The organism is Candidatus Zixiibacteriota bacterium (assembly GCA_034439475.1).
Lineage (GTDB): Bacteria > Zixibacteria > MSB-5A5 > GN15 > FEB-12 > JAWXAN01.
The window spans coordinates 1-14,968 of record JAWXAN010000001.1; the positions used below are offsets into that span (position 1 = coordinate 1).

Consider the following 14,968-nt stretch of genomic DNA (forward strand, 5'->3'; position numbering starts at 1 on the left):
TAACTCCAATAGCGATGGAAAAAGAGCTTCGCTTTGCCATCAGAGAAGGCGGCCGCACGGTCGGCGCCGGTGTCATTGCCGATATTTTGGAATAAAGAACGTATTTGTGAGCGTGTGGAGAATGTATGCCTCGTGATAGAATTACAATAGCGTGTGGCGATTGCAAACAGCGCAACTATGACACCTATAAGAACAAGCGGCTTCACCCTGAACGGGTCGAGTACAAAAAGTACTGCCGCTTTTGTACCAAACATACGGTTCACAAGGAGACCCGATAAAAATTGATTAGAGAGGCCAGTAGCTCTAATGGTAGAGCGCCGGTCTCCAAAACCGGATGTTGGGGGTTCGAGTCCCTCCTGGCCTGTTTAATTTATAGCGGTAAGGTAGCGTGGATAAACTAAAATTATACCTGAACGAGACAATGGGCGAACTGAAGAAGATGACTTGGCCTTCCAAGGACGAGTTGGTCGGTTCAACTATTGTCGTAGTGGTCGTCTCTTTTGTTGTGGCGATTTTTATCGGCATTGTCGACCGCATTCTGGTGCTTGCCATGAAAGCGATCTTCGGTGGCACCATTGGAGGCTAAAACACAGATGTCACTTCGCTGGTACGTGGCTCATACCTATGCCGGTCATGAGCAGAAGGCAAAATTATATCTTGAGTCTGCTGTCGCCAATGAGGGTATGCAGAATCAGTTCGGCCAAATTATTGTGCCGACTGAGCAAGTGACGGAGATGAAGCAAGGCAAGCGGTCGACATCGACCAAGAAGTTTTTGCCCAGTTACATCATTATTGAGATGGACTTGACCAAGGAAACTCAGAACCTGGTCATCTCCACACCCGGCATAACAAATTTTGTCGGCGCTGGTGGAAAGCCAGCCCCTCTGCGTGAGGCCGAAGTCATGCGAATAGTCGGTCAGATAGATAAAGGACGCACAGAAGAAGTTGCCGACATCCCGTTCCAGGCCGGCGATCCGGTAAAGGTCAACGATGGGCCTTTCATGGATTTCTCAGGCTCTGTGAGCGAAGTCAACCTCGAGCGTCGTAAAGTGAAAGTAATGGTTTCGATATTTGGACGGCCGACTCCGGTTGAACTAGATTTCCTCCAGGTTGACCTGATAAAGACCAAAGGCTAAAATCCTTTTTGAACAAAAAATTGATACAATTTGTGGAGCGATAGACAGTGGCAAAGAAAATAACGGCATATGTGAAACTGCAGATTCCGGCCGGTCAGGCAAATCCTGCGCCGCCGGTTGGTCCGGCTCTTGGACAGCGCGGTGTGAATATTATGGAGTTCTGCAAGGCGTTCAACGCTAAAACACAAAGTGGGAACGGAATGCTGACACCGGTCATCATCACCGTCTATTCGGATAAGTCATTTTCATTTATTACCAAGACGCCGCCGGCGTCGACGCTTTTGAAAATGGCGGCAAAAATAAAGAGCGGATCGAAAATCCCCAACAAAGAAAAAGTCGGTCGTATCTCTCGCGAGCAGGTTCGCCAGATTGCAGAAAGCAAAATGGATGACCTCAATGCCGCTTCCGTCGAAGCCGCAGTCCGCATGGTCGAGGGCACGGCCCGTTCGATGGGAATAGAAATAGGATAAGCACCAATCATTCGTTTGCACCCCGATTGTTGCTTCGGCGATGAAACGGGGGAGAAGAGAGGAATATGAAACAATCAAAGAAACAAGCCGCTTTTCAGGGCAAGGTTGATCGACAGAAAAAATATTCGATCACCGAAGCGGTTAAGATCCTCAAAGAGGGTCATTACGCAAAGTTCGACGAATCGGTCGAAATCTCGCTCAGGCTGGGAGTAAATCCCAAACATGCCGACCAGATGGTTCGCGGCACAGTAGCGCTTCCCAACGGGACCGGAAAATCGGTGCGTGTGGCTGTATTCGCTACCGCTGACAAGGCCCGCGAAGCGACCGAAGCCGGAGCTGATTTTGTGGGCGCTGAGGACCTTGGCGAAAAGATTAAAGGCGGATGGACGGATTTCGATGTCGCAGTTGCAACGCCGGATATGATGCGTGTGGTCGGCCAACTTGGTAAAGTGCTCGGTCCGCGCGGACTGATGCCGAATCCCAAGACAGGTACAGTGACAATGGATTTGTCCAAGACTATTAAAGAGCTCAAGGGCGGACGTATTGAATTTCGCGTTGACAAGCAGGCTAATATCGCCGCCGCTGTCGGCAAGCTCTCTTTCGAAGAAACCAAGATTGCCGAGAATGCACGCGCATTTATCGATGCCGTCGTTCGCGCAAAACCGGCAACAGCCAAAGGGGCGTATCTGTTGAGCGTCTCGATTACATCAACAATGGGTCCCGGTATCCGGCTTGATAGCTCAGATGCTGCAGGTGTGGCGAAAAAGTAGAAGAGGAAATCAGAGATGCCTACAGCAAAAAAAGTTGAATCAGTCGCCGAGATGAAGAAAATGTTCGAAGATTCGTCGTCATATTTTATTACCGACTATCAAGGATTGAATGTGGCCGATATTACGACGCTTCGGAAAACGCTCCGCAAAAGCCGTGTAAATTTTCTTGTGGCGAAAAACACCCTCTTTCTCCGCGCCGCCAGCGAAGCGGGCGAGCCAAATCTTGAGAAGTTCTTCAAAGGACCGACGGCTATTGCTTTCTCCAGTGATGACGCTTCGATTGCGGCCAAGATTCTCAATGATTTTGCGAAGGATAAAGAACTTCCGCGAATGAAAGTATTTGTTGTCGACGACCACGTTCATAGCGCCGCCGACATCAAACGCCTGGCCGACCTCCCTTCACGCGAAGTGCTCCTTGCCGGGGTATTGGGCGCAGTGGAGGCACCGTTCAGCCAATTGGTCGGTTCGATAGATGGATTCTTCAGAGAACTCATCGGTTCGATTGATGCTCTTGCTGAAAAACAGAAAGGGCAGGCATAAGACGTTTTGGAGACAGAGGCGGCATTAATGACCCATGCTTCTAAGCGGATTGTCTCTCCGTTTTGGGTTGAAACGATGCCTTTGATGAATAAGTATATAGTAACATTATCTTTTAATAACGTGAGGTAAACAGAGTGTCAAACACTGCAGTAAGTGAAATTGTAGACAAAATTGCGGGACTTACCGCGATGGATCTGGCCGATCTATCCAAGGCTATACAAGAAAAGTTCGGCGTAACAGCCGCCGCGCCAATGGCAATGATGCCTGGTATGATGGGCGGAGGCGGCGCCGGAGCCGCTGTTGTTGAAGAGCAGACAGAATTTACCGTTCTGCTGACCGCCGCTGGCGAAAAGAAAATCCAGGTTATTAAAGTCGTTCGCGAGTTGACCAGTCTTGGACTCAAGGAAGCCAAAGATCTCGTGGAAGCCACCCCGGCGAAAGTCAAAGAGGGTGTTTCCAAAGATGAAGCGGCTGCCGCAAAGGCCAAGCTTATAGAAGTTGGCGCGACTGTCGAAATCAAGTAAGTTAAGTTTGTATCATGGCTGGGAACAGAGTTGTTCCCAGTCGGTTACAGTACGGAAGGACTATTCTAGAGCGAGTATTTCCCTGTTCTTGAAAAAAATGAGTTTGGCTGATTGACTGCAGTGTTGTTCCCCGATCCCTATGAGGCGGGGAAATGAATGAAACAGATGACAGAATCGCCAATTTTGGTAACCATTGTTAGAAATTGCAACGGCCCGTGCGGCATTTCAGCCGCTCGGGTGTTGTCACTTTCTTGGAGGGTGAGAATTTGACCCAGTCCGGTAGAATCACGAGGCAGAGCTATGGAACGATTGCTGATGCCATTGAGATGCCAAATCTTCTCGATGTTCAATTGACATCCTACGAAGAGTTCCTGCAAACCACAATTGCGCCGCACAAAAGAACCAGTACTGGTTTACAACAGATCTTCAATGATGTGTTTCCGGTTACCGACGTTCACGAGAATTATTCTCTCGAATTTGTCTCGTATCATCTCGGACCGACGCGCTATAGCATAGACGAATGCCGCGAACGAAATATGAGTTTCGGCGCCCCCCTCAAAGTGACCATGCGACTGATTGCCCGCCAAGGCGAAGGGGACAAAAAGGAAGTCAAAGATATTATCGAGCAGGATGTTTACCTCGGTGAGCTTCCGATTATCACCGAATGGGGAACGTTCATTATAAATGGAGCTGAGCGCGTTATTGTCAGCCAGCTCCACCGAAGCCCCGGCGTATTCTTTGACGAAGAAACCCACCCGAACGGCAAACTGCTTTATTCAGCCCGAGTTATTCCATACCGCGGAAGCTGGGTCGAATTTGCTCTGGATATAAATGACATTATGTGGGTCTATATTGACTCGAAGCGGAAGATGCCCATGACCATGCTCTTGCGGGCCATCGGATTTTCAACGGATGAAGAGCTTGTCGAGCAATACTACAAGACCGCCAAGTATTCGCTGGTGGGTAAAAAATTCAAAGATTACGAAGGTTCTTTCCTGGCCGAAACGATTATGGACAGCGACACCGGAGAGGTTCTTTATTCTGTCGGCGAGCCAGTCACTGAAGATATGGCCGACACCCTGCTTGCTTCCGATGTAAAGTCTATCATCATCATTCCTCCGACAGATAAAGAAAAACGCGAAGCGCATGTTGTGCTTAATACACTTCGCAAAGACCCGACAAAATCCCGCGAGGAAGCGCTTGTCCGGCTCTATACGCTCATGCGTCCGGGCGAATCACCAACAGTTGAGATGGCCGAGTCGCTTCTTGAAAAGCTTTTCTTCAATAGCAAGCGCTATGACCTTGGCGAAGTTGGCCGGTATATGATAAATCAGAGACTTGGTCTTAAAGTCCCGCTCGAAAAAACAGTATTTGACAACGAAGATTTTTTGTCCATCACAAAATATCTTATCGGGCTGGCCAATGCCAGCGGATTCACTGATGATATCGATCATCTTGGCAACCGTCGCTGCCGAACCGTCGGCGAGCTTTTGTCGAATTTATTCTCGGTCGGGCTGTCTCGAATTGCCCGTACAATTCGTGAACGACTCTCGCTAAAAGATCAGGAAAATGTCACACCGCAATTGCTGGTGAATGCCCGTACAGTCTCATCGGTGGTCGAAAGCTTTTTTGGATCATCGCAGCTTTCGCAGTTCATGGATCAGACCAATCCGCTTGCGGAATTGACCCACAAACGCCGCCTCTCAGCTCTTGGCCCTGGCGGTTTGACTCGTGAACGCGCTGGATTTGAAGTCCGCGACGTTCACCATACCCACTACGGCCGCATGTGCCCGATTGAAACACCTGAAGGTCCAAATATCGGTCTTATTACTTCGATGGCGACTTTTGCGCGAATTAACAAATACGGATTTCTCGAAACTCCGTACAGAAAAGTTATCAATGGTAAGCTCACCGACCAGATTCAATATCTCTCGGCAGATGAGGAAGACCGTTACTATATCGCCCAGACAGACGAGCCGGTCGACAAGAATGGCAAGTTTGTGAATGAATATGTTATCGCACGCCGTCGGTCAGATTATCCGCTAATGAAGCCGGACGAAGTCTCCTATATGGATGTCTCTCCGCGTCAGATTGTATCGGTCGCTGCGGCCTTGATTCCGTTCCTTGAGCATGACGACGCCAATCGCGCGCTCATGGGTTCCAACATGCAACGCCAGGCAGTACCGCTCCTTCGCACCGAAGCACCTGTCGTGGGAACGGGCATGGAAAAGAAAGTTGCCGCTGATGCCGGGGTCGTTGTGCGCGCCCGTCGGTCCGGAACCGTTGTGTATGTCGATGCCGAGCGGATTGTGATTAAACCGAGCGCACGTCCCAAATCCGGACAGCTCGGTTATATCGAAGATGACGAATATAGATTGACCAAATACCGCCGTTCAAACCAGGACACGTGTATCAACTACCGCCCTGCGGTCAGTTTGGGCTCCGAAGTAAAAGAGGGCGACACGCTGGCTGATGGTCCGTCCGTTGACCGGGGTGATCTTGCCCTTGGGCATAATTCGCTTGTGGCGTTTATGCCGTGGAGAGGTTACAACTACGAAGATGCCATTATTCTTTCAGAGCGGCTGGTACACGAGGACATTTTTACATCTATTCATATCGAAGAATATGAATTGCAGGTTCGCGATACTAAACGCGGGGCCGAAGAAATAACTCGTGAAATCCCGAACGTCTCAGAAGAAGCTTTGCTGAATCTGGACGAGCAGGGAATTGTGCGGGTTGGCGCCGATGTCGAAGCTGGTGATATTCTTGTCGGTAAGGTTACCCCGAAAGGGGAGACCGAGCTTTCTCCAGAAGAGCGCCTTTTGCGCGCGATCTTCGGAGAAAAAGCCGGCGATGTACGCGATGCCTCGCTTAAGGCTTCACCCGGAATGAAGGGGATAGTCATCAAGACTCGTATCTTCTCGCGCAAAGAACGCACGGAGGATGCCAAGAAGCAGGAAAAGGTAGATATTGCCTCGGTTAAGAAAGCCTACAATAAAAAACTGTTCGATATCAGCAATCTCCGCAACGCCCGTGTGAGTGAGTTGCTCGACGGGGAAACTTCGCGTATTGTCCGTTCTACGGTGGACAATTCGGTTGTTGTTCGCTCAGGCCATAAATACAAAGCTGAATTCTTCGAGACTTTTGATTTCGAAAACTCTGTTGCGCCTGAAGGATTTAGCGCGAACGACACGACCAATAAGCATGTGGATGCTATTATCGCGGAGTCCGCATTACTTCTGAACACCAAAAAAGCCGAGATGGATATTGAAGTCGATAAGATCCAGCGCGGTGCGGAACTTCCTCCCGGTGTCAAGCAGTTGGTTAAAGTGACCATTGCCATTCGCCGTAAGATTTCTGTCGGTGATAAGATGGCGGGTCGACACGGTAACAAAGGCGTTGTATCGAAGATTGTTCCAATTGAAGATATGCCGCATATGGAAGACGGCATACCAGTCGATGTCATATTGAATCCGCTTGGCGTACCTTCACGTATGAACATCGGGCAGATACTTGAGACCCATCTTGGATGGGCAGCCAAACGACTCGGTATTGAGATCGCGACACCGGTATTCGATGGCGCAAAGGTTGAAGATATCCGTGAGCGGCTCCGTCAGGCCAATCTGCCGGAAAGTGGCAAGATGACTCTCATCGATGGCCGCACCGGCGACACCTTTGATCAGCCGGTTACCGTTGGATACATTTACATGTTAAAACTCGCGCATTTGGTTGACGATAAAATCCACGCCCGTTCCATCGGGCCATACTCGTTGGTTACCCAGCAACCGTTGGGTGGTAAAGCTCAGTTCGGCGGCCAACGCTTTGGAGAAATGGAAGTCTGGGCCCTTGAGGCGTATGGCGCGGCCTATACATTGCAAGAAATGCTTACCGTCAAGTCCGACGACGTGACCGGACGCAGCCGTGTATACGAGGCAATTGTCAAAGGCGAGAATCCGCCAGAGCCCGGGTATCCGGAGGCTTTCAACGTGCTTGTGAAGGAATTGCAGGCGTTGGGGCTTGATATTAGATTGATAGAAAAGTAGTCCGGATATGGACGGCATAAACAGCCCGTGTTGGCTGAGGAAGAAGGAGTAAGCCGTGGCCGAAGTGTTAGGCAAAAATCCCGCACCGCAGAAAAAACCGTCTGACTTCGCAGCGATTCAGATTCAGATTGCCTCACCTGAGGTTATTCTCTCCTGGTCCTATGGCGAAGTAACAAAACCCGAAACGATTAATTATCGTTCGTTCAAACCTGAACGTGACGGTCTTTTTTGTGAAAGAACATTTGGACCGGTCAAAGACTGGGAATGTAACTGTGGAAAATATAAACGTATCCGCTTTCGCGGTATTGTCTGCGACCGATGCGGTGTTGAAGTGACGCAATCCAAAGTGCGCCGCGAACGTATGGGTCATATTGAACTTGCCGTTCCGGTTTCGCATATCTGGTATTTCAAATCACTCCCCTCGCGTATTGGGCATATGCTCGATCTATCCATCCGCGAACTCGAAAAGATTCTCTATTATGAATCGTACATTATGATCGATCCGGGCAACTCATCCTATGAAAAGGGAGATGTTGTTACCGAAGAGGATTTCAATGAGCTTGAGGGGGCTGGCAAACAGTTCGATGCCCGTATGGGAGCCGATGCAGTTCGTGAGCTTCTCAAGAATATTGATATCGATGAAATGGTCGCGACCCTTCGCGCCCAAATCAAAGTCGAAACCTCTGCTCAGCGAAAAAAAGATACCCTCAAGCGCCTTCGCATCTTCGAATCATTCCGTCAGTCGAATAACCGGCCGGAGTGGATGATTATGAACGTCATTCCAGTAATCCCTCCGGATCTTCGTCCGCTCGTGCCTCTCGAAGGCGGTCGGTTTGCGACATCTGATCTGAACGATCTGTATAGACGCGTCATCAACCGCAACAATCGTCTGAAAAAACTTATTGATATTCAGGCTCCGGAAGTCATTCTCCGCAACGAAAAGAGAATGCTCCAGGAAGCCGTCGATGCGCTCTTTGACAACGGACGCCGCACCCATTCCGTACGCGGTGATTCCAAACGCCCGTTAAAATCGCTTTCTGATTTGCTTAAAGGGAAACAGGGACGCTTCCGCCAGAACCTCCTCGGAAAGCGTGTCGATTACTCGGGCCGTTCGGTTATCGTTGTTGGACCTGAATTAAAATTACACCAGTGCGGTCTGCCGAAAAATATGGCCCTTGAACTCTTCAAACCCTTCATCATCATGAAGCTCGAAGAAAAGGGCTATGTGCAAACTGTCAAATCTGCCAAAAAGCTCGTTGAGAAAGAGCGTCCGGAAGTCTGGGATATTCTTGAAGAGATTATCGAAGATCATCCGGTTATGCTTAATCGTGCTCCTACCCTTCACCGTCTCGGTATTCAGGCCTTTTACCCGGTGCTTGTTGAAGGAAAAGCTATTCGACTGCATCCGCTTGTCTGCGCGGCATTCAACGCCGACTTTGACGGCGATCAGATGGCAGTTCATGTCCCCTTATCATTTGAAGCCCAGCTTGAAGCCCGTTTGCTCATGCTTGCCACCAACAATATTCTCGTCCCGTCATCGGGACGGCCTATCACAATTCCTTCACAGGATATTGTGCTTGGATGCTATTACCTGACCAAACTGCGCAAAGGCGGACTGGGCGAAGGGATGAGTTTCTTCAGCATAGACGAAGTTGTCGCAGCCCTAAATGCCGGAAGGTTGGCTTTGCATTCGCCGATTACCGTCCGCTACGACGGCCAGCTCCAGAATACAACCGCAGGAAGAGTTATCTTCAATAACATTCTGCCAAAAGGAACAGCGTATTTCAATGAAGTTGCCTCCAAGGGCAAACTTGAGGAACTGGTCTTAAAAGCTTATTGGATTTACGGCCAAAGCGCGGCCATATCGTTCCTTGACCGTTTGAAAAACACCGGATTCGAATTCGCTACAAAAGCGGGTGTAACGGTTTCAATTGAAGACCTTGTCGTTCCCGAAGAGAAAAATGTTCTCATCGAGACTGCCAAAAAGGAAATCACTAAGATTCAGAAGCGGTACGAGCGAGGAGTCATTACTAATGGCGAGCGATATAACCAGGTTATTGATACCTGGACCCGCACGACAAGTGAAGTGGCCGAGGCAATGTTTAACAATCTCGCTGCCCAAAAACAGGGTTTTAATCCCATCTATATGATGGCCGATTCCGGCGCGAGAGGCTCAAAAGAGCAGATCCGCCAGTTGGCCGGAATGCGCGGATTGATGGCAAAACCGCAGAAAAAAATCACTGGCGGTATCGGCGAAATTATCGAGACTCCGGTTCTTTCCAACTTCCGTGAGGGCCTGACAGTGCAGGAATATTTTATTTCCACTCACGGCGCTCGAAAGGGTCTTGCTGACACCGCTCTCAAGACGGCCGATGCGGGATACTTGACCCGTCGTCTTGTCGATGTCGCTCAGGATGTTATTATCCGCCAAATCGATTGTCATACAATTTTAGGACTCGATGTTTCAGCCCTCAAAGAAGGTGAAGAAGTCATCGAATCACTTCGCGACCGTATCCTGGGCCGTGTGGCTTTGGACGATGTCTATGATCCGATCTCTGATAAATTAATTGTTGCCGCTGGCCAGGAGATAAAAGAGGCAGAGTCCGTTGCCATCGATGACGCTGGTATCGAAGGTCTCCGTATCCGGTCGGTGCTCACCTGCGAATCCCGTTTTGGCGTATGCGCAAAATGTTATGGCCGTAACTTGGCGACAATGAACATGACGGATATTGGCGAAGCCGTCGGTGTCATCGCCGCGCAGTCTATCGGCGAACCCGGCACTCAGCTTACGCTTCGGACCTTCCACATCGGCGGTACGGCCGCTCGTATTGCCGAGCAGTCACAGGTAAAAGCGAAATACGACGGAACTATTCGCCTCGTTGATACCGAACTGGTCGACCGTGAAGACGGTACCCATGTGGTTGTCAGCCGCGACGGAGTTGGCAAGTTTGTCTTTGTCGACAATAAAGGACGTGAACGCACTGGACCGAAACTTCCGTACGGCGCTCACTTGCTTGTCAAAGACGGAAATGAAATTGCCAAAGGGGAGATTATCTTTGAGTGGGATCCTTATACCGGCACGATCGTATCCAAATTCAGTGGGAAAATTCAGTACAAAGATATCGTCAGAGACGTTACCTATCGTGAGGAAATCGACGATCAGACTGGTTTGATTCAGCAAAAGATTATCGAGCATCGTGACAAGACACTTTTCCCGACAATCCTGATTATGACCCCTCAGGGGAAAATCGCGGAGAGCCATCGTATCCCAACCGATGCCCAGCTTCAGCTCCAGGATGGCGCTGATGTCAAAGCCGGCGATATTCTCGTTAAGAAACCACGTTTGATAGCAAAGTCCCGCGATATCACTGGTGGTCTGCCTCGTGTGGCAGAACTCTTCGAAGCTCGTCGTCCGCATGACCCGGCGGTTATTTCAGAAATCGACGGTGAAGTCGAATTCGGCAAGATTGTCCGTGGCCAACAGCAGATTATTGTCAAAGGGGATCAGGATGAAACCAAGGAATACCTTGTTCCTCACGGCAAGCATCTCATGGTCCACAATGGCGATTTTGTCCGCTCCGGTGACCGGCTGTGCGAAGGCTCAATCGATCCGCATGATATTTTGCGGATTCAGGGTGTCTACGAAGCCCAGTCGCATCTGGTCAACGAAATCCAGGAAGTGTATCGTCTACAGGGTGTGAAGATAAACGACAAGCACATCGAAATTATTGTGCGACAAATGCTTCAGAAGGTCCAAGTGGAAACCGTCGGAGACACCAACTTCCTCGAAGGCGAAAAAGCCGACAAGGCCAAGTTTACTGAAGAAAACGCCAGAGTTATCGCTGAAGGCGGCGAGCCAGCGACCTCCAATTCGTTATTGCTTGGTATTACCCGCGCCTCGCTTTCAACTGAGAGCTTTATCTCGGCGGCTTCCTTTCAGGAGACAACTCGTGTGCTTACTGAAGCGGCCATTTCAGGAAAAGTGGACTATCTGCTTGGCCTGAAAGAGAATGTCATTATCGGGCATTTAATTCCTGCTGGCACCGGAATCGAGAAGTATCGACTAACCACAGTCGTCGATGACACTGCGCCGCCAAAGGAAGAATGGCCTGAAAGTGGGGCCGAAGTGGTTGTTGCAGATAATTATAAAGAAAACGCTTGACATGGATAGCTGGAACGATACATTGCGAATCTGTTTTTTAGAATTTTGATTGAATAATACTGGGAGATTGAGTGCCGACAATAAATCAATTGATTCGCAAAGGTCGCGAGAAGATACTGAGCAAGACAAAAACTCCGGCTATGAATCAATCGCCCCAGAAACGCGGGGTCTGTACTCGCGTTTACACATCGACTCCAAAAAAACCGAACTCGGCTCTTCGCAAAGTCGCTCGTGTACGGTTGACAAATCAGATCGAAGTGACCGCCTACATTCCTGGCGAAGGTCACAATCTGCAGGAGCACTCAATCGTTCTCATCCGAGGCGGTCGTGTCAAAGATCTCCCCGGAGTACGATACCACATCATCCGCGGTACAATGGACACCTCGGGTGTGACAGAACGAAAACGGAGCCGTTCGAAATACGGCGCGAAGAAACCGAAATCGTAAGCAGGTAGTTGAAGTATGCCAAGACGAATATCAGCGGGACATCGCGAAACCGCGCCCGATTATAAATACGACGACAGGCTGGTCACCCAGTTTGTGTCTTGTCTGATGAAACGCGGCAAGCGTTCCACGGCTGAAGGTATTATCTATGACGCGCTTGAAACAATGGAGAAAAAGTCGGGCCAGAACGCCGCAGACGTTTTCCACAAGGCGATAAATAATATCAAGCCAGTTGTCGAAGTAAAATCTCGCCGCGTCGGCGGCGCAACATACCAGGTGCCTGTCGAAGTACGTCAGGACCGAAGAACCGCTCTTGCGATCCGCTGGGTTATTGGTTACGCCAAAGGTCGCAACGAAAAATCCATGGCGGAACGCCTGGCTGGAGAACTATTGGCAGCCTCGAATAACGAAGGTGCCTCAATTAAGAAAAAGGAGGATACTCACAAGATGGCTGAGGCCAACAAGGCCTTCGCGCACTTCAAGTGGTAGGTGTACCTGTACTGTGTTGAAGAGTTGTTCGTTTACGACCGAGTCTGTACTGTAGCAAACCAAGGAAATTATATGCGCGCCACACCGTATGTAGTTTAAGCGAAGCTGATTGAACTGTCGATTTTAGCCCTGTTATGCTAACCATCCAGTCGTCGCTTCCCTATCACTAAGCGTCAATCTGGAAGTGAGTATTAACCAGGGATTTTTTATGTCTTCTCCAACAAATTTAAAGAAAATTAGAAATATCGGTATCATGGCCCACATCGATGCGGGCAAGACCACCACGACCGAGCGCATCCTCTTCTATACCGGCAAAAGCCATAAGATTGGCGAGGTCCACGATGGCGCAGCCACTATGGACTGGATGGAACAGGAGAAAGAGCGCGGAATCACGATTACCTCCGCCGCAACGACTTGTTTCTGGCGCGATAATACGATTAATATTATCGATACGCCCGGTCACGTTGACTTTACCGTCGAAGTCGAGCGATCGCTTCGTGTCCTCGATGGCGCAGTTGCGTTGTTTTGCGCGGTGGGCGGTGTCGAACCGCAGTCTGAGACCGTGTGGCGTCAGGCCGATAAATACGGAGTTCCAAGAATTGCCTATATAAATAAGATGGATCGCACCGGCGCGAGTTTCGCCAATGCCCTCAAACAGATGAATGAGCGGCTTGGGTCAAACTGCGTACCGGTAAACATTCCGGCTGGCGATGGGGAATTTTTCAGCGGAATCATCAATTTGCTCACTATGAAATTCAGGGTATTCCACGAGGATTCGCATGGCACAACCTGGGATGACCTTCCCGTACCCGATGACATGCTTGCCATGACCAACGGGTACCGTGAAAGATTGCTCGAAGCCGTTGCTGATTTCGACGACCATCTGCTTGAGCAATTCCTGCACGACAAGCCGCTTGATCCCGACAAAGTCATGGCTGCTGTGCGCGCCGCAACATGCGCCGCGAAAATGGTACCGGTCCTGTGCGGATCCTCATTTAAGAATAAAGGCGTCCAGCAGTTGCTCGACGCGGTTATTGATTTTCTTCCCTCGCCGCTTGATAAACCCCCGATAATGGGACATGAAGTTGACAGTACCGAAAAGACTGTCGAGCGCAAACCTACTCCCGATGCCCCGATTTCTGCGCTGGCATTCAAAATTATGACCGACCCGTTTGTTGGCCGTCTCACTTTTGTCCGAATTTATTCAGGCACAATTGAAGCCGGTTCGTATGTTCTCAATCCGACATCGGACACCAAAGAGCGCGTCGCACGCCTGCTTCGTATGCATGCCAACAAGCGCGAAGATATTAAATCCGCTTCCGCGGGCGATATTGTCGCTGTTATCGGACTCCGCAAGACTACGACTGGTGATACACTCTGCGATCCCAAGCATCCGATTGTGCTTGAACGTATGTCCTTCCCTGAACCAGTTGTTCGTGTATCGATTGAACCGAAAACAAAAGCTGACCAGGATAAGTTGACTGACGGCCTTATCAAACTTGCCGAGGAAGACCCGACGTTCATCGTCAAACAGGATGATGAAACCGGACAAACGATTATTGCCGGAATGGGCGAATTGCACCTTGAGATTTTGACCGACCGGCTCATGCGTGAGTTCGGAGTCATCGCCTCTATCGGCCGTCCGTCAGTCGCCTACAAAGAGTCTATTACCAAAGCGGTTGACTGTGAAGGCAAATTTGTCCGTCAGAGCGGTGGTAAGGGACAATTTGGACATGTCTACATGCGACTCCGTCCGACAACCGACGGCACTGATTTCGAATTTGAAAATAAAGTTATCGGAGGTAAAATCCCTCGCGAATATATCGCTCCGATTGAGAAGGGCGTCAAAGAGGCAATGCTCAATGGCATACTTGCCGGATACCCGCTCACCGGAATTCACTGTGAAATCTACGATGGTTCATACCACGAAGTTGACTCAAGTGAAATGGCATTCAAAATTGCCGGTTCGATGGCATTCCAAGACGGCGCCAAAAAAGCCGGACCGCAGATTCTTGAACCTATCATGGATGTCGAAGTTGTCGTCCCCGAAGCCTATATGGGCTCGGTTGTCGGTGATTTGAATTCACGCCGCGGTAAAATTAACGGAATGGTTCCTCGTGAGAATGTGACCGTTATCGCCGTCAGCGTTCCGCTGTCGGAAATGTTTGGATATGCAAATACGCTTCGTAATATCTCCCAGGGTCGCGCTGTTTTCAGCATGGAATTCTCCAAATACGCCCCTGTACCGAATGAAGTGTCAAAAAAAATGTTAGAGAAAGTAGCGCAATCGTAGAGGGAATAGACGTATGGCAAAGCAGAAGTTTGAGCGGAATAAGCCGCATGTGAATGTAGGAACGATTGGCCATGTTGATCATGGCAAGACGACCCTGA

Annotated in this window: 14 protein-coding genes and 1 tRNA gene; all 15 read left to right on the top strand. The window is 49.7% G+C overall.

All coding sequences use genetic code 11. The annotated features are described in order from the left end of the window. The coding region (locus tag SGI97_00005; GenBank protein MDZ4722286.1) for a hypothetical protein at positions 1 to 95 on the top strand (95 nt) is incomplete at its 5' end. Between the two features lie 30 nt (positions 96 to 125). Continuing rightward, a complete protein-coding gene (gene rpmG / locus SGI97_00010) occupies positions 126 to 278 on the top strand; it encodes a 50S ribosomal protein L33 (GenBank protein ID MDZ4722287.1) in 153 nt (50 codons plus the stop codon). 13 nt (positions 279 to 291) lie between these two features. Continuing rightward, positions 292 to 364, top strand: a tRNA-Trp gene (locus SGI97_00015). 24 nt (positions 365 to 388) lie between these two features. Then, positions 389 to 586: a preprotein translocase subunit SecE gene (gene secE, locus SGI97_00020; GenBank protein MDZ4722288.1), complete on the top strand. Its 198-nt coding sequence runs from the start codon at positions 389 to 391 to the stop codon at positions 584 to 586. A 7-nt stretch (positions 587 to 593) separates the two neighbouring features. Next, the gene (nusG, locus tag SGI97_00025; protein MDZ4722289.1) at positions 594 to 1,136 is read left to right on the top strand and encodes a transcription termination/antitermination protein NusG; all 543 of its coding nucleotides are present in this window, start codon (positions 594 to 596) and stop codon (positions 1,134 to 1,136) included. Positions 1,137 to 1,183: 47 nt separating this feature from the next. After that, positions 1,184 to 1,606 (top strand): 50S ribosomal protein L11, encoded by a 423-nt coding sequence (rplK, locus tag SGI97_00030; protein MDZ4722290.1) that lies wholly within the window; start codon positions 1,184 to 1,186, stop codon positions 1,604 to 1,606. 65 nt (positions 1,607 to 1,671) lie between these two features. Continuing rightward, positions 1,672 to 2,376 (top strand): 50S ribosomal protein L1, encoded by a 705-nt coding sequence (gene rplA / locus SGI97_00035; protein MDZ4722291.1) that lies wholly within the window; start codon positions 1,672 to 1,674, stop codon positions 2,374 to 2,376. Between the two features lie 15 nt (positions 2,377 to 2,391). After that, entirely contained in the window at positions 2,392 to 2,916 is a 525-nt protein-coding gene (rplJ, locus tag SGI97_00040) for a 50S ribosomal protein L10 (protein MDZ4722292.1), read from the top strand. 134 nt (positions 2,917 to 3,050) lie between these two features. Further along, on the top strand, positions 3,051 to 3,440 hold the full coding sequence (gene rplL / locus SGI97_00045; GenBank protein MDZ4722293.1) for a 50S ribosomal protein L7/L12: 390 nt from the start codon (positions 3,051 to 3,053) through the stop codon (positions 3,438 to 3,440). A gap of 266 nt (positions 3,441 to 3,706) precedes the next feature. Next, positions 3,707 to 7,483: a DNA-directed RNA polymerase subunit beta gene (gene rpoB, locus SGI97_00050; protein MDZ4722294.1), complete on the top strand. Its 3,777-nt coding sequence runs from the start codon at positions 3,707 to 3,709 to the stop codon at positions 7,481 to 7,483. 64 nt (positions 7,484 to 7,547) lie between these two features. Beyond that, the gene (gene rpoC, locus SGI97_00055) at positions 7,548 to 11,645 is read left to right on the top strand and encodes a DNA-directed RNA polymerase subunit beta' (GenBank protein MDZ4722295.1); all 4,098 of its coding nucleotides are present in this window, start codon (positions 7,548 to 7,550) and stop codon (positions 11,643 to 11,645) included. A 71-nt stretch (positions 11,646 to 11,716) separates the two neighbouring features. Continuing rightward, the gene (gene rpsL, locus SGI97_00060) at positions 11,717 to 12,091 is read left to right on the top strand and encodes a 30S ribosomal protein S12 (GenBank protein MDZ4722296.1); all 375 of its coding nucleotides are present in this window, start codon (positions 11,717 to 11,719) and stop codon (positions 12,089 to 12,091) included. Positions 12,092 to 12,106: 15 nt separating this feature from the next. Further along, positions 12,107 to 12,577, top strand: coding sequence for a 30S ribosomal protein S7 (rpsG, locus tag SGI97_00065; protein ID MDZ4722297.1), 471 nt, complete (start codon positions 12,107 to 12,109; stop codon positions 12,575 to 12,577). A gap of 208 nt (positions 12,578 to 12,785) precedes the next feature. After that, complete coding sequence (fusA, locus tag SGI97_00070; GenBank protein MDZ4722298.1) at positions 12,786 to 14,870, top strand: elongation factor G; 2,085 nt, start codon at positions 12,786 to 12,788, stop codon at positions 14,868 to 14,870. 13 nt (positions 14,871 to 14,883) lie between these two features. Further along, on the top strand, positions 14,884 to 14,968 hold an 85-nt coding region (locus SGI97_00075; protein ID MDZ4722299.1), incomplete at its 3' end, for a GTP-binding protein.